This is a genomic window from Spirosoma jeollabukense (assembly GCF_054777855.1).
In genome coordinates, this window is sequence record NZ_BAAHAD010000002.1 from 1,083,767 (window position 1) to 1,109,417 (window position 25,651).

24 protein-coding genes are annotated in these 25,651 nt (G+C 48.0%); 13 read left to right on the forward strand and 11 right to left on the reverse strand.

The annotated features are described in order from the left end of the window. Nucleotides 1-125 precede the first annotated feature (125 nt). Entirely contained in the window at nucleotides 126-1,661 is a 1,536-nt protein-coding gene (locus tag ACYVEA_RS12845) for a RagB/SusD family nutrient uptake outer membrane protein (protein ID WP_461113824.1), read from the forward strand. Between the two features lie 61 nt (nucleotides 1,662-1,722). Here ACYVEA_RS12845 and ACYVEA_RS12850 read toward each other — a convergent pair whose 3' ends face one another. The 3 genes from ACYVEA_RS12850 to ACYVEA_RS12860 all read right to left on the reverse strand — a co-directional run bounded on the left by ACYVEA_RS12850 (nucleotide 1,723) and on the right by ACYVEA_RS12860 (nucleotide 3,667). After that, nucleotides 1,723-2,205, reverse strand: a complete 483-nt coding sequence (locus ACYVEA_RS12850; RefSeq protein ID WP_461113825.1) for a CYTH domain-containing protein — start codon at nucleotides 2,203-2,205, stop codon at nucleotides 1,723-1,725. Between the two features lie 10 nt (nucleotides 2,206-2,215). Further along, a complete protein-coding gene (locus ACYVEA_RS12855; protein ID WP_461113826.1) occupies nucleotides 2,216-3,157 on the reverse strand; it encodes a CHAD domain-containing protein in 942 nt (313 codons plus the stop codon). 243 nt (nucleotides 3,158-3,400) lie between these two features. Further along, entirely contained in the window at nucleotides 3,401-3,667 is a 267-nt protein-coding gene (locus tag ACYVEA_RS12860; protein WP_461113827.1) for a barstar family protein, read from the reverse strand. 449 nt (nucleotides 3,668-4,116) lie between these two features. On the opposite strand from ACYVEA_RS12860, the gene ACYVEA_RS12865 reads away from it, so the two are divergent. The 4 genes from ACYVEA_RS12865 (at nucleotide 4,117) to ACYVEA_RS12880 (ending at nucleotide 8,500) form a co-directional block, all read left to right on the forward strand. Beyond that, on the forward strand, nucleotides 4,117-4,245 hold the full coding sequence (locus tag ACYVEA_RS12865; protein ID WP_461113828.1) for a hypothetical protein: 129 nt from the start codon (nucleotides 4,117-4,119) through the stop codon (nucleotides 4,243-4,245). A gap of 393 nt (nucleotides 4,246-4,638) precedes the next feature. Further along, nucleotides 4,639-5,142, forward strand: a complete 504-nt coding sequence (locus ACYVEA_RS12870) for a hypothetical protein (RefSeq protein ID WP_461113829.1) — start codon at nucleotides 4,639-4,641, stop codon at nucleotides 5,140-5,142. A gap of 1,332 nt (nucleotides 5,143-6,474) precedes the next feature. Further along, entirely contained in the window at nucleotides 6,475-7,524 is a 1,050-nt protein-coding gene (locus tag ACYVEA_RS12875) for a hypothetical protein (RefSeq protein ID WP_461113830.1), read from the forward strand. Nucleotides 7,525-7,636: 112 nt separating this feature from the next. Further along, a complete protein-coding gene (locus ACYVEA_RS12880) occupies nucleotides 7,637-8,500 on the forward strand; it encodes a hypothetical protein (protein WP_461113831.1) in 864 nt (287 codons plus the stop codon). A 155-nt stretch (nucleotides 8,501-8,655) separates the two neighbouring features. Here the strand turns inward: ACYVEA_RS12880 and ACYVEA_RS12885 are convergent, their stop codons facing one another. Beyond that, nucleotides 8,656-8,859: a hypothetical protein gene (locus ACYVEA_RS12885; RefSeq protein WP_461113832.1), complete on the reverse strand. Its 204-nt coding sequence runs from the start codon at nucleotides 8,857-8,859 to the stop codon at nucleotides 8,656-8,658. A gap of 426 nt (nucleotides 8,860-9,285) precedes the next feature. Here ACYVEA_RS12885 and ACYVEA_RS12890 point away from each other — a divergent pair, with 426 nt between their 5' ends. Further along, the gene (locus tag ACYVEA_RS12890) at nucleotides 9,286-9,894 is read left to right on the forward strand and encodes a hypothetical protein (RefSeq protein ID WP_461113833.1); all 609 of its coding nucleotides are present in this window, start codon (nucleotides 9,286-9,288) and stop codon (nucleotides 9,892-9,894) included. An 88-nt stretch (nucleotides 9,895-9,982) separates the two neighbouring features. Here ACYVEA_RS12890 and ACYVEA_RS12895 read toward each other — a convergent pair whose 3' ends face one another. After that, complete coding sequence (locus ACYVEA_RS12895) at nucleotides 9,983-10,318, reverse strand: winged helix-turn-helix transcriptional regulator (RefSeq protein WP_461113834.1); 336 nt, start codon at nucleotides 10,316-10,318, stop codon at nucleotides 9,983-9,985. Between the two features lie 123 nt (nucleotides 10,319-10,441). Further along, entirely contained in the window at nucleotides 10,442-10,666 is a 225-nt protein-coding gene (locus tag ACYVEA_RS12900) for a hypothetical protein (RefSeq protein ID WP_461113835.1), read from the reverse strand. Nucleotides 10,667-11,351: 685 nt separating this feature from the next. Here ACYVEA_RS12900 and ACYVEA_RS12905 point away from each other — a divergent pair. Continuing rightward, nucleotides 11,352-11,708: a LytR/AlgR family response regulator transcription factor gene (locus ACYVEA_RS12905; RefSeq protein WP_461113836.1), complete on the forward strand. Its 357-nt coding sequence runs from the start codon at nucleotides 11,352-11,354 to the stop codon at nucleotides 11,706-11,708. Nucleotides 11,709-12,123: 415 nt separating this feature from the next. Next, complete coding sequence (locus ACYVEA_RS12910) at nucleotides 12,124-14,364, forward strand: ATP-binding protein (RefSeq protein ID WP_461113837.1); 2,241 nt, start codon at nucleotides 12,124-12,126, stop codon at nucleotides 14,362-14,364. Between the two features lie 328 nt (nucleotides 14,365-14,692). Here ACYVEA_RS12910 and ACYVEA_RS12915 read toward each other — a convergent pair whose 3' ends face one another. Continuing rightward, nucleotides 14,693-15,079 (reverse strand): hypothetical protein, encoded by a 387-nt coding sequence (locus tag ACYVEA_RS12915; protein ID WP_461113838.1) that lies wholly within the window; start codon nucleotides 15,077-15,079, stop codon nucleotides 14,693-14,695. Nucleotides 15,080-15,739: 660 nt separating this feature from the next. Between ACYVEA_RS12915 and ACYVEA_RS12920 the strand changes: the two genes are divergently transcribed. Beyond that, entirely contained in the window at nucleotides 15,740-17,485 is a 1,746-nt protein-coding gene (locus ACYVEA_RS12920) for a beta strand repeat-containing protein (protein ID WP_461113839.1), read from the forward strand. A 245-nt stretch (nucleotides 17,486-17,730) separates the two neighbouring features. On the opposite strand, the gene ACYVEA_RS12925 is transcribed toward ACYVEA_RS12920, so the two are convergent. Further along, nucleotides 17,731-18,834 (reverse strand): PA14 domain-containing protein, encoded by a 1,104-nt coding sequence (locus ACYVEA_RS12925; RefSeq protein ID WP_461113840.1) that lies wholly within the window; start codon nucleotides 18,832-18,834, stop codon nucleotides 17,731-17,733. A gap of 1,064 nt (nucleotides 18,835-19,898) precedes the next feature. Between ACYVEA_RS12925 and ACYVEA_RS12930 the strand changes: the two genes are divergently transcribed. Together ACYVEA_RS12930 and ACYVEA_RS12935 are read left to right on the forward strand one after the other, a co-directional pair. Next, nucleotides 19,899-20,198 carry a hypothetical protein gene (locus ACYVEA_RS12930; protein ID WP_461113841.1) on the forward strand — a complete coding sequence of 100 codons (300 nt, stop codon included), beginning with the start codon at nucleotides 19,899-19,901 and terminating at the stop codon, nucleotides 20,196-20,198. Then, nucleotides 20,195-21,934: an ATP-binding response regulator gene (locus tag ACYVEA_RS12935; protein ID WP_461113842.1), complete on the forward strand. Its 1,740-nt coding sequence runs from the start codon at nucleotides 20,195-20,197 to the stop codon at nucleotides 21,932-21,934. The genes ACYVEA_RS12930 and ACYVEA_RS12935 overlap by 4 nt, the downstream gene beginning before the upstream one ends. A gap of 357 nt (nucleotides 21,935-22,291) precedes the next feature. On the opposite strand, the gene ACYVEA_RS12940 is transcribed toward ACYVEA_RS12935, so the two are convergent. Further along, nucleotides 22,292-22,690 carry a nuclear transport factor 2 family protein gene (locus tag ACYVEA_RS12940; RefSeq protein WP_461113843.1) on the reverse strand — a complete coding sequence of 133 codons (399 nt, stop codon included), beginning with the start codon at nucleotides 22,688-22,690 and terminating at the stop codon, nucleotides 22,292-22,294. Nucleotides 22,691-22,786: 96 nt separating this feature from the next. On the opposite strand from ACYVEA_RS12940, the gene ACYVEA_RS12945 reads away from it, so the two are divergent. Continuing rightward, complete coding sequence (locus ACYVEA_RS12945) at nucleotides 22,787-23,584, forward strand: helix-turn-helix domain-containing protein (protein WP_461113844.1); 798 nt, start codon at nucleotides 22,787-22,789, stop codon at nucleotides 23,582-23,584. A 134-nt stretch (nucleotides 23,585-23,718) separates the two neighbouring features. On the opposite strand, the gene ACYVEA_RS12950 is transcribed toward ACYVEA_RS12945, so the two are convergent. Next, nucleotides 23,719-24,771 (reverse strand): ligand-binding sensor domain-containing protein, encoded by a 1,053-nt coding sequence (locus tag ACYVEA_RS12950; protein ID WP_461113845.1) that lies wholly within the window; start codon nucleotides 24,769-24,771, stop codon nucleotides 23,719-23,721. Nucleotides 24,772-24,945: 174 nt separating this feature from the next. Here ACYVEA_RS12950 and ACYVEA_RS12955 point away from each other — a divergent pair, with 174 nt between their 5' ends. Continuing rightward, nucleotides 24,946-25,185: a hypothetical protein gene (locus ACYVEA_RS12955; RefSeq protein ID WP_461113846.1), complete on the forward strand. Its 240-nt coding sequence runs from the start codon at nucleotides 24,946-24,948 to the stop codon at nucleotides 25,183-25,185. A gap of 99 nt (nucleotides 25,186-25,284) precedes the next feature. Here the strand turns inward: ACYVEA_RS12955 and ACYVEA_RS12960 are convergent, their stop codons facing one another. Beyond that, a complete protein-coding gene (locus ACYVEA_RS12960) occupies nucleotides 25,285-25,590 on the reverse strand; it encodes a PAAR domain-containing protein (RefSeq protein WP_461113847.1) in 306 nt (101 codons plus the stop codon). Between the last annotated feature and the right edge of the window lie 61 nt (nucleotides 25,591-25,651).

Below are 25,651 nucleotides of genomic sequence, written 5' to 3' on the forward strand. Positions count from 1 at the left end.
ATTTTACCGCTAACGTCTAAAACCCCTAAATCCCATACAGGGGATTTAATCTAAGTACGGGCAAAGTCCCCTGTAGAGGATTTAAGGGTAAAATCAAGCTATAAATAACTCAGCATCAATCTATCATGCTTCATACATCATCGCTTCGAACACTATCCCTGTTGGCCCTTTTGACACTGGGGTCATGCAATCAGGATTTTCTGATTGAAACCAACCCAAATGCCGTCGCAACGGCTGAGTATTACAAGACCGAAAACGACGTATTGCTGGCGCTGAATGGTGTCTATAACGGCTTACGTAACAACAACGGGATTGCCGAAGGAAGTACGCTTTTTTCGGAAGAACGCTCAGACAACACGGGTCGTAACGATAACCAGTCGAACGCGGGTGAGCCGTTTCAATTTAACGATTTCTCGCTGCTGCCCAGCAATTCGTACCTGCAAACGCACTGGACAGCGCTTTATCAGATCATCACCCGCGCCAACGACGTACTGGCTGGTTCTGAAAACGTTACGTATACGAATGCGGCTACAAAAAATCAGTATCAGGCAGAAGCCAAATTTATTCGGGCTTTAATATATTTCCATCTGGTTCGGAAATGGGGCGATGTGCCGCTCGTTACAAAGCCACTCACGACCACGGATGAGGTCCTTGCCAATACGTTCCGTGAGAAAAAAGAGACCGTCTACGCACAGATCGTGGCTGATTTAACGGATGTCGTGAATAGTTCGCTACCCGACGTTCGAGCCAATGCTGACAAAGGACGGGTGTCAAAAGTAGCCGGACATGCGCTCCTGGGGCAGGTTTATCTGACGATGGCCACAACGCTGGATCAGGCCAACCGGACGGCTAACCTCAATCAGGCAAAAACCTATCTAACCAATGCCTACAGCAAACGGACGTTTGGGACGCTGAAGGAAATTTCCTATGCTGACGTATTTGACGTAGCAAAAAAAACGACGAATCCGGAAGCCATTTTTCAGATCGTTTACCGCCAGAGCGACATCAACTATTCGTCGAGCATTGCCTACAATAACCAGGCCCAGGGTGAGACGATCAATTCGTTGCGGACCAGCACCGGACCAGGTGGTAACGTAACCCCGGACCTGGTAAAAGAGTACGAAGAGGGCGACGTCCGAAAAGATTTCTCGATCAAATATGCGAACGCAGCCGTTGTCAAAGATTATTTCATCACCAAGTTTCGGGATGCCAGTTCGACGGCTGGCACCAACGGCTACGGCGGGAACGATTGGTTACTGATCCGCTACGCTGATGTTGTGCTGATGCTGGCCGAAGTGAATATGTATCTGGGTGATGAGGCAACCGCCATCGGTTTTCTGGATCAGGTACGGGAGCGGGCAAAATTGCCGCTGTACAACGTAGCTAAAACAAATGCAGCCTACAACGCTAAATATCCGACGCTTAAACTGGCCATTCTGCACGAACGGCGTGTTGAATTGGCGTTCGAGAACCAGCGCTGGTTTGACCTGTTACGCTTCTTCACACCCGCTGAACTGGTTACCTATTTCAAAGCTAAGAGCCAGGCCGATTTTGGCGCAGCACAACTCAACAACGTTGGTACAAAAGATTATTACTACCCGATTCCGTTCAATGAAGTTAAACTGAACCCAACCGGTATGTACCAGAATTCGGGCTATTGATCTTGTATACTCGGCAAAAAGAGGGTGGCCCGTGCCACCCTCTTTTTGCATTTAAGGGAGCTTACCGAGCATCTGATTGGTTCCAGGTTGAAAAAGGATGTTTAAACAGATTGGCGTTATAATAGCTGGCATCACCTGTTACCTCCCGATCTACCCAGGCAGGAAGCTTGATTGCCTGCTGTTCATCCGTTAGTTCGACCTCCGCAACCACCAGACCCGCATTTTCCCTTTGAAATTCATCGACCTCCCAGACGAGTCCTTCATAGTCAATTCGATAGCGGATTTTTTCAATAATAGGCTTCTCGCATAGTTGATCGAGCATAAATTGGGCATCGGAATAGGGGATAGGATACTCATATTCAGCCCGACTGGCTCCTGAGCTTCTCCCTTTGATGGTTAGATAGCCTTTGTCTGCTACGGTACGTACCCGCACGGTTCGGTCTGGATGATCGCTCAGATACCCCTGCTGGTAAAGCTGGCCCTCTCCCTGTTTTTTCCAATCGTCGCCTTTAACCAGAAACTTTCGTTCAATTTCGATGCCCATGATAGTCGTTTTAGGCTGCTTGACGCTGGTCTACTGTTTCGAGCTCACCTTCTGCTTTCCAAAGGTTCCAGGGCTGCTGGAACCGTTTCACAAACACAGGGGCCTTTTCCACCAATAAGCGGTTGGCTAAGGGATAAATCTGGGCTTGTAACTGGGTGCGTTGCTCATGCAATCCTTGTAGTAAGGCTTCTTTTGTTTGTTGACTACGTACCAAAAGCCGGTCTGACTCAATCACCTGGGCCAGTACGCCGAAATCATGGTCATCCCCTAACAGCTCTCCTAAGTGCCCCAATTCGTGCTCATAGGCCTTAAAAAGAGTCGGCCAGATCGGCTGTAGCAGCCGAGTGTGATACCAGAGCGTTTTTATCTCTTTTCGTAGTTCATGCCAATGATCAATACTGGGTTCATGGGTGGCTACTTTCAGGGCCTTACGCGCCCGCTGATAGATGCTTTTCAGATTTGGCGCCATCAACCGAAAGCCTTTATGGCGTTTAGACAAACCGACAACCCGATGGGAAGCTTCCTCCAAAGCCTGGATGACCTCGCTAAGCTGGGTGGGATCATCAAAAAACGCGTTGGTAGCTTGCTTCTGCTGAACGAGCAACGCTTTGTGAAGAGTGGTAAATACCTTAGGAGACACGTTAGCTGGTTGAGCCTGCCGAAGATTGTCCAGGGTTTTAAGCATGACGGTGGCATCCCTGAGCGAAGACAGCTGCTGGCCAATTGATCGATAATAGGTATTGGCCCGTTTAAAGTCTTTTTCTTTGAGCCCATTACGGATTAATCGAAATAGGGCTCTGATCTTTTTAATTCGTTTTCGTATGCTATGAATTGCCTCTCCAGTAGCCTCTCCCGGATTTTCCAAGGCGTCCAGAGCCGCCCTGACTTCTTCGGAGAGGATGCGATTTATATTGGTAGCAATGGATTCCTGTTGCTTAAAGACGTAGCCCATCGTCAATACGTATTTAGATAGTTGATGAAGAATAACCTGCTAAATACCAATTGGTTTGGCTTTTCTTCGGCCACAGATTCTTATTTAAAACCGTTATTACGATTTTGTCGATCAATTCTATCAAGAGGAAGTGGTTGATAAAGAGGTACATTGCCTTTGACAAGTCAGATAAGGGATTGGCCATTAGAATAGCAACCGGTGAAGGAGCGGACAGGAAATACATAGGGTCCGGTCCTAAAAGAGCTATGCCAGCACAATGCATTTGGGCGCCATTGTCTCCCCATAATCTTGAATAATCTGTCGCAAAATGGCCATATCACGGGGACACTGTCTGGCAAATTCTTCCCAGTTGGTGAGGGTTACTTGCTGGGGCATTTCGGCAATAGCCACGATGCAATCCCAGAAGGCATCCCAGCTTACGCCGTACCAATCCGGAAAATGGAGTTCTGCCTTTAGCAGGTAATGAAGTGCCGTTTTGGTGTTGATGCCGGTTAAATCAAGTGTCATCATGAAATTAGCTCAACCTTTCCTTCGAGTATCAATAGGTGAATCCCCAAAGTTTTAGTGAACCTGTTTAGGATTATTCTTTCTAGTCTGTTCTACCGGCACGGGCCGCCCCGCCTAAATCCCCTAAAGGGGACTTTACTCATGCTCGAACCAAGTCCCCTTTAGGGGATTTAGGCGGGGCGGCCCGTGCCGGTAGAACAGACTGACAAAACGAGATAGTGAACCTGTAGAAGATAAACCCTAAACAGCTTCATTACTACCTATTAACAAGTTCATAAAACGTTACTTAGGCAGTATTGCTTAATTTTGTAGTATACTTCATTTGTAGTGCTGATTTTTAGAATATCCATTGCTACAGACTCCTGTAGGCAAAAAGCAAGAGCAAAGTCATACTTGTAGATAGTGATTATGCGATAAAGTAGCCAGCAACGTCTGAACTCGAAATACTACAGGTGCTCGCTACCAGTCAAGTAGACGCATTTGACGCCCTCTATCATCAATATAAACAGCCTGTCTACGCCAACATTTTTAAACTGGTGAAGCAGCCGGATGCGGTTGAAGACATTCTTCAGGCCCTGTAGTTGCTTGGCGGTTGAGCCATCCATACCCCTTACTACACCGATCAAATCATAGCCGGGCCGCCGGTGCGGTAAGTCCTGATTTTAACCTAAATAAGTAAAGAACAACAGATCGGTTAGGTATTTAGATGGGAAACTTCTGAACATTCTGCTTGCCGTTCCTGGATGGGTTGGCCAAACAGGTACTTGTAGGATTGCTCTACCCAAAGGAGTAGTTCGGCAAAGCGTTTTTGATCCAGTCCAGTGGCCGAACGCTACTGGCGTTCGTTTTTCAAGTCATCAATGGATAGTTTCATGATACAAAATTAACCCACCACAACAAGTCTGATGAGTCTGTAGTTAAATTCTATTCATTTGTACTTAACTATTGAAAACAGAAACCAACATCTACCATGTATGAAACTAGTTGTGGTGGCGCTACTGTCAATAGCTATTGATTTACAGGCTCAATCCCGGCCAGCTTATTGGGGGCAGAAAATTGATTCAACTACCGATCAAGTCTTACCTAGAACCCCATTCCCTGTTGCCAATTTACTGGTTAAAATTGGCTTCAGCTTGCCCTTGCTTCGGCAAGCTAGCTTTACTGGCTTTTATCATACGCTCGCTTTGAATGGGCTTCTAGAGAAGAAATTAGTTGGTGGGTTAACCTTACTAACGGGTCTGGAAAATAACTATGGCTTTAATCACTTGACAAAGTACTATTCCTTAGAAAACCCAATTGATTTGCGATACTATTTTCCCGTAGGCCGCCGAATGAGACAGCGTATGGATCCGCATAGTTTTTTTAGCTATTATGTAGCCTTGCACACCCACAATGTCGTATTCTCCCGGCTTAAATATGTTCGTTTTCCTTTAGCTACTGAACTTGATCGCTACTATAAGGGCAATCTAGTACGGTAGCCAGTCAATGATGGCTCGATTACGGAGTCGTTCAATTATGTACGGTATGCTTATCTTCAGTTAGGGATGCAGCGTCGAGTATTTCAACATAGTTACTTTGATGTTAATGTAGTAGTGCCTGCTTCAGTTCTGGTTTACCATCACTGGGATTACACGCTGTCTTCGCCCGCCTACGTCAACTTAAGCTTTGGCCGTTATTTATCAAAGTGACTTAAATCTGTTATATAATCATCGTGGCTATTGCCAGACTCAATACCTGCATAGGCTTTCTCTATACGTCGGAAGCTTTCAGCCTTTTGCAACAGCCACTCTAGTTACTTTCTTAGGTGTATCTGGTAAAGTAGTATTGCCGGTGGCAAGCTAAGCGTTCCAGAGTACCTATGGCAAGGGATTGTTGGTGTTGCCTGTGGGATTGATCGGACGATGTAAACCGGATCAACGGGTAAACTCGAGGGGCAGGGTCGTTTGGAAGGTCACTAAATGAATACGTCTGGTAAGTGGTATTCATTTAGTGACCCTTACCCTGATTTCTAGTCTAGTATCCGTAAGCTTCTTCCTCCACCGTAACAGCGGACCGTATCATGATTAAACCCTGCATGGATTTTTATGCTATCCCCGGCCCCTACAGCGCTACCCGCTGGTATATGCTCCACATTTTCGGCATGGAGTTTACGGAAGGGGTGCTGATATCGGTGAACTAAATGTTGCCAACAGCCTTAGTGGTTACGTTACATACAAGACTTCCATCCATCTGGTGGTGTTCCATGCGTTAAATAGTTGGGCTTCATCTGCAAAGTCAGTCGCAACGTATCATGTCGGCCCGTAGTTGTGCTGCCGTTCGCATTCCTCCTCTTAAGCTTAACGGCTACCAATAGCCTAAATTCCTCGACGGGAAAGCCCGAATCAACGCCGGCGGCATCTCAAACAATGACTACGTTTCCCCACTAGCCAGAACACCTCACGCAGCAGTGCCTTCTAATGTGGGAGCGTGCATTTGCTTGATTCAGGTTACACAATTTCCAGGGGCTTTTTGAATTAGCTAATCGGTTCGCTTCTTTGTGACTACTCTTGACACCTTAATTTCGGTCGTCTACGCACAAATTCTAGATACTCACCCCCTTACACTCCCCGTTTGCGTCAAACCCTGGGTAGTAAATCGTACCGAATGGCCTTTCAACGATAGCCTGGTAATCAAGATTGTATCTGTTTTGCAACTGATCACAGTGCCTTTCGTCTTGCCGTTTTGGTATAAGACCAGCAGGTAGGTGGTTACTAAAGACGAGAGTCGGTCTGTTATCATTCTTATTTTCACTAAAAACGTTTCTCTACTTAATGAAAGCATTTTTTACAGCCATCCTGTTTACGTCCTGTACGGCAGCCACGTTAGCCCAAAGTAATCTTGGGGTAGGCATCAACAATCCGATCCCAGATCCTTCCGCTATCCTGGATGTAACCAGCAATAAGCAAGGGGTATTGATCCCGCGCATGTCCCGCGATGAACGCAATGCCATTACCAGCCCGGCCACTGGATTGATGATTTACCAGTCGGACAATACCCCCGGCTTTTATTTCTACAACGGCTCTGCCTGGACAACGCTCAACGGCACCAATGGTACAACCGGTCAAGGATTTGTTAACGGCACCACGGGCGGACAGGTGTATTTGACGGGCGCAGCCAGCCCTTATGCTCCCCAAACGCCCAAAACCGTAACGGGGGATCTGACCTTATCGGCCACGGGAGCGGCCACCCTGGCTAACGATGCCGTGACGACAGCCAAACTGGCCAATGGGGCCGTGGGGACTACTAAAATAGCGGATGCATCGGTGACCATCGCTAAAGTGTCGGCCACGGGTACGCCCAGCGCTACTACGTATCTACGAGGTGATGGAAGCTGGGCAGCGCCCGGCAGCACGAATGCGCCATTTTATAAGTTATTGGGCAGTGATGTAACGGTTAATACAACATCTCCTACCTATGTCAATGCCGCCAGTATAACCCTGGAGGCCGGAAAGACGTATTTTATAAGAGGCACCATGTTCGGTCAGCGAGTCCCCGGTGCCACCGCTAATGCTCCTTCCACTTACCGCTTTACCTACACTGGGACGGCCAGCAATCCCATCGGTGCTGTGGTTTATAGTGGAAGTTATCTGGCTGGAACTGCCTTTACGAGTAGTGGGGGGTATGACACGGAAACGGCTGGTTTTGGCGTTACGGCCACCACATCACTTGGGGTTCGATTCGAGTTTTTTACCATGATTTCTACTACAACCGCCGGTACGTTAACGGTGCAGGCTGCCAGGGCTACGACTAATACCGCCAATATAGACTTTATCTTAAAGGCGGGCAGCTTTATCTTGGCAACGCCTGTGCAGAGTAACTAAGGTCATGGCGGTCGCATCGGTACCTCCTATACCAGCCGCTAGCAGGCCTGGCTGAACCGCTGCACAAGCTCTATCAATCAATTGCCCCTAAGGCTTGAAATCAAACTAATTTATGAATGTATATCTGCTTTTTCCCGCTCTGCTCGTGGTTCTGCGAGCATCGGCTCAACTGACGGTAGGCAGCCAGGCGTTGACCATTTTACCTGGAACGCCCCTGACCGTCACGGGGCTCACGCTCACGCCAAGTGCTACCCTGCCCATCACCAACAATGCGATTCAGAAGAGTCCTTCGGCTGTTACGGGCAGTCCTGGCAGCATCAGCCGGGTTTATCGGTTAAGCGCTCCGCTACTCTTTTCGGGTAGGGCGGACGTAGCCTACCTGCCAGCCGAACTCAACGGATATGGGGAATCAAGCTTGCAACTGGCTTATGCCCCCAATGCGGTTTCATCGTTGACGGTAACGACAGCCAGTTCGCTTAATGCCAACTTGCACACGGTGTCTAATACGTTTACTAATAAGGATATAATGGTGGTAACGGCTAGTGCCTTGCCTGATCTGGCTCCTACTCTGTCAGCCTCGCCTGCCATCCACTATGGTACAACCAATTTTAGTGTGGTCGTGGAGGTGTTCGAACTCAATGCGGCACCGACCAATGGTACTGTGAGGGTCTTTATTACCAAAGATCCGATGGTCGTCTTAAGCTTTAGTGGATCCTCGACGGTTGTGGGAGGTAAAACGGTGCAGAATGGCCAGTGGAGTTTTGATGCGCTCTCGGATAATACGTTCTATATCCTTACCAATACCCAGGGGCTGCCTGGCAACAGCAAAAGCTCGTTTGGTTTGACGGGGGTAAACACGCCTGGCAATACTAAAGGGAGCTTAACGATCACTGCCTCAGTTGCTGAAGTTACTGGTGGGGAGGTGAAGATTACTAACAACACGGATGCGGACAAAATAGACTATTTTAAAAAGTAAGGGAGTGTGACGGAAAAAAGGCTCCTAAACATTTGTTCAGGAGCCTTTTTTCCGTCACACTCATATCGCTTATTGAAGACGTTTTCTTCCAAAGATATGCCTACACAAGGAAACGGTCTCTACATCCTACCCGTATTGTAAGGACAAAATAAGCTTCAGACCAGCACTTGACTCACCTGAAACTGGATCTTACACGTAGCACAACTCAATGAATAGTTAAAGGAAGGGACAGGCGTGTAGGGTTTGACATGCCGCAAGCTTTGGGCAGGCAGGCACATCTCACCCTTGCAATGTGGACAGGAAGCATAGGCTCGATTATCATTATTTTCCGTATCCCAGTAAGCAATTATCGTCTCCATTTTTTTTCCAGAACAAGTTTTATGCTAATCAACTAATCGACCTGGGGTATTTGTTATAAACGATTGGTTAATCGCCTTCTTCGAAAGGCAAATGATGTTGTGGCGACCACGTTTCCTACACAAACTATATAGATTGCTGCGCACTTATACAATACTGGTTTCAATATCTCTTAGGGTTATAGGTTCCGGGTTAGGCAGGTAAAACGGGTCAGATCAACCGTAGAATAAATACTTCAAGCCCTCAGCGCTTCGATTTATTTACTTGGTGAAGTTCTTTACATCTACCGTATCCACACCGGTTTTATCTACCGCCCATGCCTGAGACCGGGTCTGATCTACCTGGTCTCAGATCCGCGCTATCGATCTGCATAGCCTGTGGCGGTTCATCTGAAGTTAACGCTTTTAATCCTGTAATTCCCGACCTATATGGCTGGCTATCAATCCGTTTGTGTACATCTCTTCGACAGCGTCGATAAGAACTTTGCTACCCTCTATCGGTCGGATGATGGGAAGAGGGTGAATTATATGACAACCTACAAACTCCTTGTCCCCTTCGGCATGTCAGCGGGGGATGTTGTTCAATGGATCAAGCAACAGATTGGCCCCAACAAAATCCACATCCTGCGGATTGTAGCGCATGGCGACAGTGGGGCATTTTTTCTGGGCAAAGTCTACAATGAGGACAACGTTTATGAATGGTGGACGTTACGGGGTTACTTCGATTCGGCTGGCCGGGTCGAATTGCATTCCTGCGCCATCGCCAGTGAAACGACTCTGCATGTGGATATGCAGCAACCCGGCCGCGTCAAAAAGTTGGGTAAGTATACGGGCAATCCGAATGGACAGGGCGTCAAGTTTATGCGCTACCTGGCCTCGGCGGTTAATGCCAAGGTGGTGGCCAGCATCGACGACCATTTTGTAGGTAGCAATCAGTGGTCTCTGGGTAAATCGGCGATCCAGAACGCCGTGACGGTGTACCCCAACGGGACCATCCAGACCCAGGCGCTTACGCCGATGGTACCTGACCCTTACTAACCGTTTCTTCAGTTGCCTGTTTATATTTTCCCGTGTATAGAAGAATGTTATGCACGGGAAAATATAAAATACGGGCAATCAGCTTTTGTCAAATCAAAAACTCATCAACAGCCTGAGTAAGCTGATCGAGAACAGGCATTATGCTACGCGCCCTCTCTGTTAGACTGTATTCAACACGTGTGCGAACTTTCCGAAAGGATTCTTTTTGCAGAAACCTCAGCGCTACTAATTCGTTAAGTTCATCGATTAATACTTTCTCGCTGACCTCAGGATTTGAGCGGTGCAGGTCAGTATAACTGAGGTTCTGCCCAGCGAGTTGATAAATGATCCGTAGTCGCCATTTGCCTGAAATAATAGCCAGCGTTTTTGCTAGAACTAGCCGCGCGTGATCACTGGAATGGTGCCTACTAAGTGCCTTATGCATAGGCAAATATAGTATTTATCTAATGAGTCGCGTTTCTAACGAGACTCGTTAGATAGTCCAGTATGATTAAGTATTCAGGTAAGATCGTCTCTTTAAGCCCCTAATAAGCGGTATGTACAGCGCTCACCCTTTCCTGGGCCTGCCGCCACCCCAAGGCTTCCGGCATGGGGGGTGAGATTCCACATCAATGTAACGAAGCGGCTCACCTGCTGGTCCTTCCAGCAAAACTATGGGTAGGGTACCCGTATTGATCCGGTTATAGATGGCCTGTCTAGTCAGACCACACAACTTGGCGTAGTGGTAGGGAGTAACGTAGCGCATACCGATACGTACGATAGTGGCTGCCAAACGGTTTTTGATTCCCTCTTCAATCCTGAATAGAAGTGCAGGGTTGAAACGACTGGTAAGTTGCGGCTTCTCAAAGCTTTGATGATACGGCCACTAGTGCGTTCACTACTTACCGATGTCCATTTGCTGGCTTATGATCAGGTAAAGCGCAGAAGAAGCAACTAGACAACCATCCTTCAAGTGAAGAATGGCTGTAACGAATACCTCTTTTTACATCAATTGCGATTTGATATATGAACCTAACCAGATATGATAGAAAAAGTTTATTTAGGGAAGTTTCCGGGTCAAAAATAAAACAGCCTCGATAAGATGGCCAGGTTGATAGTGAAATACGGCTTAGCTGTTAACCGAAGACATCCACTACGGAAACAACGACCTTTAAGTGAGGTGGTAGGCATTAGTACGAGAAGCGGGTTCCCAAAACAATCGAAAGTGGCTGTAAGTCAGTAGCCGCAATGACATTAAATATTGTTAATATCGTTTATGTATCTTAATTCAATTTATTAATTTAAAAAATTGATAAAATTAAAAACATATATATTATTGATTGGTAATTTTTCAATATAAGAGTAACTATATGTAGGCCAAAATTCCTATTTTTGTCCACCCTGATAATCAGGGGTGTTGAAACGAAAATGGGTTGTGAATGGGCCACTTAAGGCCTATTCACTTTTAATGCGTAAGCATGCATCCTTCATCCAGACCGGAAATTCCCTTTTTACTACCAGGTTACCGTCATGTTCGTAACGCTCAACTCATTGTACGCCTGGAGGGAGACGGGAACTACACAAAGGTTTATTTAGAGTCTCATACTGAATCCTTATTAGTCAGTCGTACACTGAAATGGTTTGAAGAACAACTACCAACCTTTGTTCGTCTGAGTAAGTCTACCTTGGTCAATCCTGGCTATATCGAGCAAATCAGGAAGGTGGATAACAAGACCGTTTACCTAAGGCTGGCTGATGGTCATCTGCTACTGATTTCCAGGCGTCGCATCAGTGAAACCCTGGCGCGGCTGGCACAACGTACTGAGCCAACGTAGTGGCAGGTAAAGACAGCATCGAGGCTGGTGTAATGGATGGCGAGGCTTGTGGCTCCTGATCAAGCCTGCTAGCCATTCAAGAAGGGGAAGGTAAGACGTTAACCGCGTTAACGTTAAACTACTAAAGAAAAAGCCACACCGGACGGAGCATGGCTTCAATTCGACGTGTGTTTAGTATAAGCTCAATCATACCAGCTATCTCCAAAAAACATCTCCTCAGAAGATTCTACTAGTCCATAAGTCAGCACTGGCTTACTTTTGATCGGGTAGCCAAATGGCTCTACCCTCTAACTTTGCCACTGCCTTGACAGGTGCACACCAGTCAGAATGAGCAAAGTAACTAGCCACTTAGTAAGTTGTTTTCTTCGACTACATGTCAGTATAGTAGCTTTGACTGTCCTTCCTTTTTCCATCCATGATTCGACGTTTATTGACTTGCCTGCTTTGTGGCCTGGTTGCTAACGCAAGTTTTGCTCAGCCTAAACTTCCTGCCAGCACCAGGCCCTTTTTTAGCCTGGACAGTCTACCCGTCCAGGGCATCGTGCTCAACCAGGGCTGGCGATGGCACGATGGTGATAACCCGGACTGGGCGAGTCCTGAGGTTGAGGATCAGCATTGGCGGAAGATTGATCCTAGCCAGGAGATTACGGAGCTAGTCAAAGAGCATTCAATAAGTAGCGGCTGGCTACGGCTGCATATGCGGGTGGATTCGGCCTTGCGGGGAAAAGTGATCAGTATGCTGATTGAACAGCAGGTTGCCTCCCAGCTTTACCTAAATGGACAACGCATTGGCGGCTTCGGTCAACTCAGCACAGACCCCAACCAGGTAAAGGCGTATAACCCGTCGGGCGCTAACCAGGCCTTAGGGCAAACGATTCATTTTCAACTAGGCCCACAATCCGATCAGGTACTGGCCGTGCGCTTTGCCCTCCAGCCGGGTATTCGTTATTTAAAATTCTTCGACCGGCCCAATCCCTTCCTGCTCATTCGGCTCCACCAGGCGGATCAACGGAATCAAAACCGTATCGACAGTAGTGGAAACTTTGATCTTATGTTCTTTGACTATTTCAAGGTAGGTCTGTTTTTGATTCTCGCCCTGCTGCACTTGCTATTTTACGTATTGTATCCCCCTCACAAAGCAAATCTGTGGTTTAGCCTGTATTGCTTTTTTGCCGCTGCCATTTATCTGAACCAACCCATACTCTATCAATACGTCCATAGTGTAGCGGATCGCATGAATAGTGCCATCGCCCAGTGGATCTTTATCTTCGGGGCTCACCTCTTCATTTTAGGAGCTGTTTATACCCTGTTTAAGAAACGAATCGGTTTTGTCTTTTATACGGCTCTTGCTGGCTTTACTGTTTATCTTATTTTATTCATCCTGCAAGTGGCTATGCCCACTGACCTGGCCACTATTCTAGCGCTGATCCTAACCGATATCGAATCAACCCGACTGCTTTTACTAGCCGCCCGGAACCGGGGCAAAGAATACTGGATACTAACCATTGGGGCCGCTGGATTTGTGCTGTTGATTAGTGCCGCTCTGGTAATTCCGCTGTTGTCGGCCAGCCCCGCTATAAAATTTATAATAGTTCAGGTTTTCTTCAATGTCGGTACGCTCAGCTTACCTCTGAGTATCACGCTATTTCTAGCCAGCCAGTTTGCCAAAACTAACCGCTCACTGGCTAAAAAGTTGAAGCAGGTGGAACACCTTTCGGCGCTGATGCAGGCTCAGGAACGGGAAAAACAGCAACTGTTAGCCAATCAGAATGAAACCCTGGAGCAACAGGTAGCCCTGCGGACGGCTCAGTTGAAACAGTCGTTGGCGGAGTTGAAAAGTACCCAGACGCAGCTCATTCAGCAAGAGAAAATGGCCTCTCTGGGAAAATTGACCAAAGGCATTATGGATCGTATGCTAAATCCCCTCAACTACATCAATAACTTCTCACTGAGTGGCCAGGAGTTGCTTCAGGAAATGCAAACGGTGACGCAGAAACACCAACCTGTGTTTTCTCCCGATGAGCAGCATGAACTAGACGCTGCCGCTACGATGCTGGAACATAATTTGACCAAGATCCATGAGCATGGCAACAGCACCGCCCGCATTTTACAGGATATGCAAAAACTGCTCAAAAAGCGCTCGTCGAGTTATGTTTTAATGGACGTGAATCCCTACATAGCCCGGCAGGCTGATACCTCCTACCAAAAAGCCTTAGATGTCTATACACCCAGTGTGCCAATCGAGCTGGACGTAACTCTAGCTTCTCAACCGCTTCCGGTGAATTTATTGCCCGTTGAGTTTGCTGATGTACTGGATCGGTTAATGGATAACTCGTTTTACACCCTGCTGGAAAAGTCTAAGCGAGTAGTAGACTTCAAGCCCCGGCTGGAAGTGAGTACCCAAGTGGTCGATGATCAGGTACGAATTCAGGTAAGAGACAACGGGCGGGGGATACGAACCACCGAACAAAAGCAGTTGTTTAGCCCCTTTTTTACGACCAAGGCCACAGCCAAAGGCACTGGCCTGAGCTTATATCTGAGCAAAGAAGTGGTAGAGACGAATCTTCAGGGCCAGATGAGTGTCGACTCAGTGGAGGAACAATATACCCAGATAACGATTCTATTGCCCTTGCAGGTGGAGTTGGCTCCTGCCTGAGCTTAGTTGGTTACGCAATACGCAATTGTTATAAACTTTGGAAATTGCCACACAGCGTAAAATAGAGCGACTAAACATACAGAACCCTTCAGGTAGGTTTAGCCGGTATGGTAGTACGCTGGATAAAGAGAAACCAGTGAGCTGCTTCGAATTGGTGACCCCCCTCATTGGAGGATGTATAGCTCTCCTTAGTAGATGAATACTTCGCCAGCGCTCGCCAGTTTGAGCTAGTGACACCATCATACTCCGTTCTTAATCAGTCAATCTGTAGACACAAAAAGCCCGGCCAGCGCCGGGCTTTTTCCTTGACTCAAGGGTTAGTCTTTTCCTACTGCATCGCTATAACACGAGTGGCTCTCTGAACAGGCTGAGTAGACAGATTCAACTCCTTAACAATACTGCCTTCGCTGGATTTGACTTCCAGTTCATACTGCCCGTCGCCCAGTTCATCGACATTCAATTTCACCGCGTACTTAGCATCTTTCTTGCCCAGGTTCTGCTGAAACAGGATCTGGTGGTCTTTACCCCGCAGAAAGATCACAACTGGTACATCCGTTGACTTTTGGACGGCCACCCGTATTTCGTTATTGACCGTCACGTAGGCACTGGCATCGAAAGAAAGGTTCTTGGGCGTAGTAGGATTGGTTGGGTTAAGGAGGGTAGCCGCACTTAACAAAAGGGACGTAGCAACCTGGTTCATTAGGGGAAGTAACATGGTCGTGTGTGTTTTAAGGTTTTACTTGTTGTTTACTGAGTTGATTAGTATAAGCCAACGATTGTGCCAACTAATTTTACTGTTGATTGTCAGTGGTTTGTGAGTTGTTCGGTGTACAGGCACTGTCCGTAACTGGACATGCTCTGTTCACTTGCGGACAAAATTAAGGAAGCGGTCTAGCGCCAGAAATGGAAAGCTGGCGAACTGCCAAATTTGCGTAGTAGACTGATTAAAATTCAGTACAGGCCGTTATGATATGACTAATGACCGATATTCCTATTCTCGTATAGTGTTTATATAAACCGCTGATAAGCAGTGTCGATTTTAAATCGACGCCCGTTTTTAGTACTTCGGGAGTATTCCTGAAGAGCAGCTCGTTTCTCCAGAATTAACCTTTGAGATAGGTCTGGCAAATCCGCCTGGTTTTAGCCTGGCAGTGAGGGCTCATTACGGGTAGTGCCGGACCTTATGTATATACTAACCTTCTGCTACTTTGCCCAGTCCTGAAAGCGCCAGAGAAGTCAGGACAGGACAAAACATAGGCAACCGTAAAATAAAAAGTGACCTCACTTTATAGTTGCCCTTACAGGATTTGCTCTTTCTCCTTTACCTTATTGTGTTGTATAAAATTGACTCGCTTTAAATTCCCGACCCGGTCGTATGAAACATCTTTCCTTAGTCGTATTTCTGCTCTCGACTCACTGCCTTTTGGCTCAATATAACTATGTAGCCAATACCGCTAACTCGGCAACCCCCAGCTCTTTCAACACCTTGATCGGCAGCAGTGCAGGCAATTTAACGATGAGTGGAGGCCAAAATACTTTCATTGGTGCTGCGGCTGGCCGAAATAACACCACCGGTAATTATGGGACCTTTATTGGCTACGGCACAGGCAGCGCCAACAAAACTGGAACGTCCAATACCTTTATCGGGTATGCCACTGGCTTTGACAATCAAACTGGGAGCGAAAACGTGTTTTTGGGCTTTAACACGGGAACGAATAATGTTACGGGCAACAGAAATACCTTCCTGGGATTCCTGGTGGGAAATTCACTGACAGCCGGTTACAGCAATACCTGGATTGGCACGCAAGCAGGTTATAAAAGCCTAAGCAGCCACAACACAGTCATGATTGGCGATTCAGCGGGTTTTAGTAGTACCGCTTCCGACAATATCTTCATCGGCTCCAAAGCGGCCAGTCAATCAACCTATGGCACGTTGAATACCATTATTGGCCAGTCGGCAGGCTATAGCAATTATGGCGGGAATGAGAACGTGCTGATTGGCTACCAGGCGGGCTACACCACCTTTTATGGCAGCGCAAACACCATGCTGGGCAGTTCGGCAGGCTATAAAAACCAGGCCTCCAACAATACGTTTGTGGGCTATAACTCAGGTTATGCCAATACGACCGGTACCAGCAATGTCTTTAGTGGTAACCAGGCCGGGTATTCCAACACAACCGGTTCACTCAACACCTTCACGGGTTCCCTGGCGGGCATCAGCAATTCAACCGGCTCTAATAATACATTTCTAGGGGGGCAGGCCGGTTACAGCAATGATAATGGGAAGTATAATACGTTTGTGGGCAGCAATGCGGGTTCGAGCAACAATAGCGGCCTTAACAATACATTCATGGGCGCTTCCACCGGTGGTAATAATACAACGGGCAGCAATAATACATTCGTGGGCTATCAGGCCGGTTTTAACGTGACCACGGGTAGCAACAACATTATCATTGGACCCTCTTCCGGGACAGCCGTTACGGATGGCAATGACAATGTGCTAATGGGTTATAATAGCCAGGCGGAGGAAGGCCTGCACAATGCTACGGCTATTGGTGCTGGTTCGCGGGTGGCCATCAGCAACGCCCTGATTCTGGGTAATCAAGCCAATGTTGGTATTGGTACGTCCGCTCCAGGAAACCGGCTGGAGGTAGTTGGTGAGTCACCCGATGAAAGTGGCCTGCGACTGACCAACCTGACCAGTCAGAGCCAACCTGTACAAGCTACGGATCAGTTTCTAACCGTCAACGAAAAGGGGGATGTGCTCAAAGCCCGCTATCAACTCAGGATCAACAGTGCGACTGAATGGAGCGACAAGGTGTTCCGCCCAGCTTATGCGTTACGTCCCCTGAGTGCTGTTGCTTTGTATATTAATCAGCATGGTCATTTACCCGGTATTCCCTCTGCGGAGGAGGTCGTTCAGAAGGGCGTAGATTTAACCAAACTGAACGCTACTTTGCTGGAGAAGATTGAGGAGCTTACTCTTTATAGTATTCAGCTAGAAAAGACCAACCAGCAGCAAGCCCAGGAGTTGCAATCGCAACGTACAAGGATGGGAGGGCTTGAAAAAAAACAGGCTCAGCTGGAGCGGCTGTTGCAGCAGGTCATAAACCGGAAATAATGAAGCTGTTTAGGATTATTCTTTCTAGTCTGCTTTACCGGCACGGGCCGCCCCGCCTAAATCCCCTAAAGGGGACTTGGTGCGTGCCTGAGTAAAGTCCCCTTTAGGGGATTTAGGCGGGGCGGCCCGTGCCGGTAAAGCAGACTGACAAAACCAGATAGTGAACCTGTAGAAGAATAATCCTAAACAGGTTCAATGTATAAATAATAGATAGATACTAGCGCTTAAGCGCTATTTTTTTGCCTTTATTTGATCACTAGTTCAACCCGTCGGTTTTGAGCCCGCTGGTCTTCGGTTGTATTCGCTACCAGCGGACGGCTCCCCCCGTACCCCCGAATTGTCAGCCGCTCTTCGGCGATCCCATGCCGGGTTAGATAGCTGGCTACTACTTTAGCCCGCTGTTCGGACAGCGCCTGGTTCAATCGCTTGTCGCCAACATTATCCGTATGACCGCTTACTTCAATCTCCCAGGCCGGATGCAGCCGTAATGCCTTAACTAACCTATCCAGGGCCAGGTACGAAGCTGGAAGTAACTCATACTGGCTTTGAACAAAAAACACCCCCTGAAGCACCACTGCTTCACCAACGGATAAATGGTCGAACGACTGATCCGGCGTTGTAGCGGCCTCCGCGCCAGGACTCGTTAGCTCTTTAACCGGAGCAGGTTTCGGTGGGGAAGACAACCCGACCGGTTTGGTTGGAACCCGATTGGGAGTCGCCGTCAAACCAGACCGATAGCTGACCGTTGGCTTGAGTGGGTTAAGCTTACCAAGCTTAGCGGCCATAGGCGGATCTGGTAGTATAGGCCGAGTAAATAAATACTGCGCGGGGATTACTTGAGTGCCTGTTGAGGCAAGGCTTAGTCCGCGCGATCTCTGAGGAGGTTCCCAGAATACGGAGATAACGCTGCCTTTCCAGTCGTTGTAGTACTCAATGCGCAGGGTGTAGTATTGGTGCGCTTTTAAGGTGATTTCGCCCACAAATTGACTGTCATCCTGTTTGCGCCATTCGTTGATGACCAGTTTATTCCCCACCCAGACCCGTACCCCATCATCCACGGTGGCTTTGAAGCGATACGTTCCCGATATAGGGGCATATAGCTTGCCGCTCCATCGCACGGAGAAATATTCCCGTTGTACACCGGGTGCTGGGTACTGCCAGTTCCAGTCAAAATCAACCTGGGGATCAATTCGGGTCAGTATTTTGTGTTCAAAGTTAGGACCGTTGAAATATTCAGCGGTCAGTCCCCCAACCAGACTCTTTGTCGGAGATTGGCGTTGAGCCCACCCCATACTCCCCCCACTGATCAGGAGTAAGCTACTTCCCCATACCACTAGTAAGATCTTCATATGACGATCGGCTTAGGCATGGAGAAGTTACTATTTTTTTGGTTTACCAGGCCAGCCTAAACAGGCCTAATGAGGTAGTCAGTCAACTAAATTTAGGTAACGGCCCCACGGCTACCGAGCGACCTGCCTGCTGTCCCAAAACCCAACCCTGATTTAAACAATTGCGCTGGAAAGCAGCCGGGGCGAGGGGAAAAACGGCGCGGCATTGCTGTCCGCATGCCAGATAGCCTTATAGATCCACTTTGTGGAAAGTCTTGCGGATCAACAGTGATGTGCTTTTTGCAGGGTTTTTCCAGATGAGGATGTTACAAAGTTCTCACCCTGCAAATTATCAATAACAGGTTATTTCTAGACGAAATAAGAGCACCGGGGGGATGTTCTTAGCCCGGTGGGAGTCCGCTCGGCTACTATATAGCCAGTATATCCAGGAGGGAAATAGGCCTGTTCAAAATCAACAGTTCCTGGCCGAGTAGCTGAAATTATCCCATTTCAATTAACAGTATATCCTTCTGCTATTCACTTATTGGTCAGCATCAATTGATGTGCGGATTATCTCGGATCAAGATTTGGTGCTGCTTTTAGTAGTATATAGCTGCTATTACCTCAATGCGTGACTTAGGGCTGATGCTGCATCATAACTCAAGTAAAGATGGATTAATGATACGTTGGTTTTTGACCAGGCCACCGAAGTGGATAACACATTGCGACATTATTTAACTAACGTTGGTAGTTGTGACGTTTGATCCGCTATCCTCACTTAAAACGGGCATTTAAAGAGACTAGCCTCGTACTTATCTAAGAAGTCAGATAAATGATTACCTTGATGATTTAGGCATTGTCAGGCCAGATCTACTTACAGATAGCCTTTTTCTGCACTTTAAGACGGAAAGTTCAGGATAGTAGTCTTGCGTGGTGCCAACCCAAACGCTCACTTTTTTTGCTGACCAGTAGACCGTTTACTCATATTTTAAACAAATTGGCTCCACAAACCAGGTAAATCTGGTTTACTTTCAAATTAGACTATACCCATAGGAGATAGGTTTGTTAGACTCATCGGCTTTACTATGCCTTTTACTGATCAGCAACCCCATCCGGCACCCAATCCCTTCGACTCCATTTATACGATGGCCTTTGCCCAAATGGAACAGGGCTTTTGCCTGCTGGAGAAAATGCCCACGCGGCCATCCGCTCCTCCCGATTTTCGCTATCTGCTGACCAATCTCGCCTTTGATCAACTGCTTGGACTTCATCAGATAGTGGGCAAAACGATCCGACAGGGGATCAACCAACCGCAGGTCCATAGACTGGACGACTTGACCGCGTTGCCTCGACGGGACAACCTACTCATTTTGAGTACTATGTGACGCTACTCGATCAATGGATGGCCGTCGATGTGTTTCGGGTTAAACAGGAGGAGCCCTACTGGATCGGCGTCCTGTTTGAAAATATCACCCAACGCAAAAAAGCGGAAATCCAACAGGCCTATCTGTTGAGGCTGAGCGATGCGCTTCGACCGCTGGCCGACGCCAGGCAAATTCAGAGGACGGCTCTGCAAATCCTGGGCCAGCACTTGCAGGTGGACCGCGTGTTATATGCTGAAGTAGAAGCCGATGAGGCTCATTTTGTTATTACCGACAACTATGTGCAAAACAACTTTCCCCAGATGGTTGGCCGCTTTCGATTGAGCGATTTCGGCAAAACGCCGGACTCGCAACGCCTGGGCCAAACGCTGGTGTTAGCCGATATCCATCAAGTAGACGAATCCGATGAGCACTTGCGGTCGTATCTGGCCGCTGGGGTCGTCTCCATTATTGGTATCCCCTTGCGCAAAGGGGGACGCTGGGTGGCTAGCCTAACGGTGCATCATGGTCAGCCACGCCAGTGGACGGCGCAGGAAGTGGCCCTGGTTGAAGAAACGGCGGAGCGTACCTGGGCGGCCCTGGAACGAGCCCGTGCCGAACAAGCCCTGCGCCAGGAAGATAAGCGCAAGGATGAGTTCATGGCCATGCTGGGCCACGAGCTGCGTAACCCCCTAGCGATTCTGGCCAACACATTGTTCTATCTGGACCTGACTCAGGGCCAGGACGAAACGATGAGCTATGCCCAAGGGGTCGCTCAGATGATCCGACAAGTAAAGCAGTTAGAACGTATGGTCGATGATTTACTGGATGTGAGTCGAATTCGACAGGGCAAGATCAAGATTCAGCGCCAGCCGACCGAGCTGGTGGGGGTGGTCGCCCAGACCGTTGATGCGGCCCGCCCGCTCTACCAGGAACGGGGGCGCTACCTAAGCTGGCACCTTCCACAGGGCCCGCTGTTGGTCCTTGGGGATGAAGCTCGACTGGCCCAAATGCTGATGAACTTACTGACCAATGGGGCCAAGTATACCGATGAAGGAGGGCATGTGTGGGTAAACCTGGTGCCGGAAGGGACCCAGGCTGTTTTGCGGGTTACCGATGACGGGGTGGGTATCCCCCCCGAGGAGTTGACGGCCATTTTTGAGGTGTTCGTGCAGGGGGATACCTCGCTGGACCGACCCCATGGGGGGTTGGGGTTAGGCTTGGCGGTCGTCAAGCAGATTGTCGAAAGGCATGAGGGCCGGATAGTGGCCCAGAGTGCCGGACGGGGTCAGGGCAGCACGTTTGTGGTGCAGCTTCCCTTATTCGTGGAAACTTCATCGGTGGAGCCCTCCGTGACGGCTACATCGCCCATTCATCCAGATCGTATGCAGGTATTATTAGTAGATGATAATCAGGAATTAGCGGATATAACGGCTAAAATCCTGCAGATACTGGGTTATGAGGTCCAGGTGTGTTACAGTGGCCAGGAGGGAATCGCTGTTGCCGAAGCGATGAGGCCGGACGTAGTGTTACTCGATATCGGCATGCCTGATATGGATGGCTATGCCGTGTGTCGGCAGATTCGCCAGCAAGCCTGGGGTCAATCGTTGCCCCTAATCGCCATGACGGGTTTCGGACAGGAAGCCGATAAGCAGCGCAGCTGGGCAGCGGGCTTTGACGGGCACCTGTTGAAACCTATCGATTATACCACTTTACCGGCCATGCTGACCAAAGCCACGGAGGCCAGGAACGGGCAATAGATCAAGATTTTTATTTCTCCCGGGAATGACGCATCCTCGCCTGCTGCTGGTTGATTACCCGGATTAAGCAGGCTAATCGCTTCGGCAAGAAGATGGTATTTGCCGGGCCATGTATCGGCGAATAGGTAATCAAATCGCTGTGATTTGTTCATCTCAACAGCTAATAGCCAAGCGGTTGATAAGCCTGTGCCGGTGCCTGATGGAGAAATTTACCAGCTGGTTTTGAAGCGGCTAGTGTCCTACTGAATGAACAAGGGCGACTATCAGACGCCATCGTGAAGCCCAACGGTTTAGTCTCATTGTCAATCCGTTTGCTGGCTACTGGAACAGACCCTAAACAGGTCTGTTCCAGCGTAATTATGCATACAGTTTTGAGAAGAAAGCATCTACCTGATGTTGGTCTTGCGGAAAATTATATACTTCCGTAATCTTTCCTTCTTCAATCTTCCACAGTAAACAGGACATCGCATTCAGGTTGTCGACACCATCCAGTGCACTCCAGTTTTGATGACAGTCAATCACGTAGTGCTCATTAACGCCCATCACAATCGGACTAGCCCCAAAAGCGGCCTTACCTAGTTGCTTAAAATACGTCAATACTTCATCAATCCCCTTCTTTACCCCACTTAAAGGATGCTGGCCTGGAATGTGCCATTGAATCGTTGGGGCGAGAATCGTTTCAATGGCGGATAAGTCATTGGTGGCATAGGCTTGAAAAAAGCGGTGGACCAATTCTGTATTGGGATGTGAGACCATTTGTAGTAAACCAATAGGATTAGATGAAGCACAAAGCTAGCAGTTCTTATCTTTGAGAAATTACGCAAAAAAGACTACTTTTTGTTTGTATCGGCCATGTCTAACCAACCCATCAGCTGTTCTGCGCTTATTGAGCAGGCTAGTAATTCATTTATTAGTTTTCATCAACAACTGGGCTGTTTTCAGTCCGATTGGCATCAACATGAATGGGGACAACTGATGTATGCTGAAAAAGGCTGCCTCCACGTAAGTAGTCAAGAAAAACAGGTGCTTATTCCCGGCTGGTATGGGGTATGGATACCTCCCAATGCGTATCATGCAACCTGGTCCACCAACTCCCAACTGCTTATGCGCGCTATTTGCTTTCCGGTGGATGCGGATAAGATGTGTTTACGCCAGACGATGGCCGTATTTCCAGTTTCGACTTTATTGCGGGAAATGATCCTCTATACCGAACGGTGGAGACAGGAACCAATTGATGAAACCCAGGCGATTCGGTTTTTGCAGGCGCTGGAGGATGTCTTGCCGGGCGAACTGGAAAAGTCGATACGGGTTAGTTTGCCCTCAACGAGGCATCCCAAACTGCTAGCCGTTACGTCGTACATCCAGGAACACTTGGCCCACCCCATCAGTTTCCTGTGGTTATCCCGTGAATTCGGCTTATCGGCGCGTAGCCTGAGTCGACTTTTCCGGCAAGAGTTGGGCAGCTCGTTTTCGACATATTGTAAGATCGCCCGGATCATGCGCGCCCTGGAACTAATTGAGATGGGTCATGACAACGTAGCACAACTGGCTACCGATGTGGGCTACGAAAGTATGGCCACGTTTAGTAATAATTTTTTGGCCCTCTGTGGTCAACGGCCCTTACTCTACATTCACAGCAAGCGGCATTAGAGGCCGTGTGCGATACTAGTCCAAGTCTTATTGACACAAACTGCCTACTCTCATAAATAGGACCTTATCACGAGATGAAGGGATTTGCCCGGAGCTACTGCTTAAATAGGGCGAATGATGAGATGGCATGCATATTACTTCTGTTTACTTTTAAAGTCCGTGATGGTCTTTCCATCATAACGATACACGCCAGTCAAAGATCCAAACCAAATACGTCCATCTTTAGCTTCCAAAATACCACAAAGCATTCCCGTTCCTTCTAGTGACATTATTTCGGTTACAGCAGGCTTTTTAGTGTACAAGTATTTTTGATCATAACGGGAAAGTGCCCAGACCTTCCCAGTAGGAGGGTTTACGCTACCAGTAGTCCAGATGTTTCCTTTTTTATCTTCGATTATAAAAGAGGCACCTCTCGGCGATACCTTAGTGAAGGTACTGCCGTCATAGCGCCAAAGACCCTCTTCAACGAACAAATGATTGCCTTGTCTATCTTTGACTATCGACCCACCGAGCCAAATATTGCCTTTTCTGTCTTCGACTATCGACCAAACATTGTAAAAGGCTTTGCCGTCTTTGTTCCTGAAAATGGTGAATGTTTTACCATCATAAAAACAGGCATCGCCCCTGGTACCAACCCATAATTTCCCAGTTTTGTCTTCCAGGATAGTAGTAATATCGTTGTGGGAAAGTCCTTCTTTCGTTGTAAAATTTCGGAAGGATTTTCCATCATAACGGCTTACTCCACCTCCCGTGCCAAACCAGATAATGCCGGCTTTATCTTCATAAATAGACATAACCGCATTATGGGCAAGCCCCTCCCTGGTGGTAAACTGTTGAAAGGATTTCCCATTGTAATAATAAACACCTGAATCAGTAGAAGCGAACCAAAGGTTTCCGCGTCGATCTTCCAGAACATCCCAGAATCGGCGGGAACCTACTCTACTTGTAAGATTGGTGAACAATTTCCCATCGTATCGAAAAACACCAGCAAATGATGCCGCAATCAAAACAGTACCATTTCTGCCATTTTTTATGTTCCGGACCATTGTGGTAGGCCCGTAAGAAGTGACGGTGTCTTTGGTTTTAGACTTGGTACTATCTTTTGGTAAGTTATTTTTGGCTTGTCCTTTACAGGAAGCACAAAAAACAAACAGTAATAAAGCCCATACGTAGGCGAGTTTAGACATTTCTCTTTTTCAAGGATTTCAACAAACCTACAAGTCTTTGTGCTAAGAGCTGTTCGAGAGCTTGTAAAAGAATGTTAACGAAACGTAAATGTCGCTTTTACGGACTGCTATGGATTTTGGCCGCTAAGTTGTTGGGTACACTGTACAGAAATGTTGCCTGGATAACTGTCTTACATGAACCTTCCTCACCACGAGACGAAGGGATTTGCCCGGAGCAATAGTTCAGCCCTCAATAACTACCATCGGCTAGAGACGCTCGATCCGACTTTCATTTATAAGGTCGCTAGCCAATTCTATGGCTATACAGGTAATCTTTCGATCGATCCGTGGCGTCTGGCTGGATACCCGGCTTCGGCCAATATTAGCCCCAAATCGAAGGCTTCCGCTATGAGTCTGAAGCAAAAGGGTTGCTGATAGCGGCAGTTGCCTTCAACCTGGAGAAGTATATGAAGATCACCAACGAGGGTAGACTCCAGAGAGGGTTAACAGCGTTGCCATAACTCCACTCGAAAATTAACCGCCAATTAAAACGGTTGGGCAACCCGGTGGCATAATCGTTCCACCGTGCGCTGTTGGATCGCCGACGCGGGCGGCAGGTTTGCCACCAATCAATACGGTTACAGACCCCATAATGATACTGGATGGAGGCCCCACACAAGTACAGAGGTCTCCCGCACAGGCGGCTGGCTGTCCGCCAATCAAGACGGTTGGTGTACCGGGACCCGTAATTGGTCCACCTACGTGAGGAACCGGTGGAAGGCCCGGTGTAACCATCGGGCAGATATGCATATCGAGCACTCGGGCGGCTGGAAGTCCCATTCTACTTATCCATTTAAGGTGTGATTGTTCGATTTGTGGCTGCTGGACAATTGGAGATGGG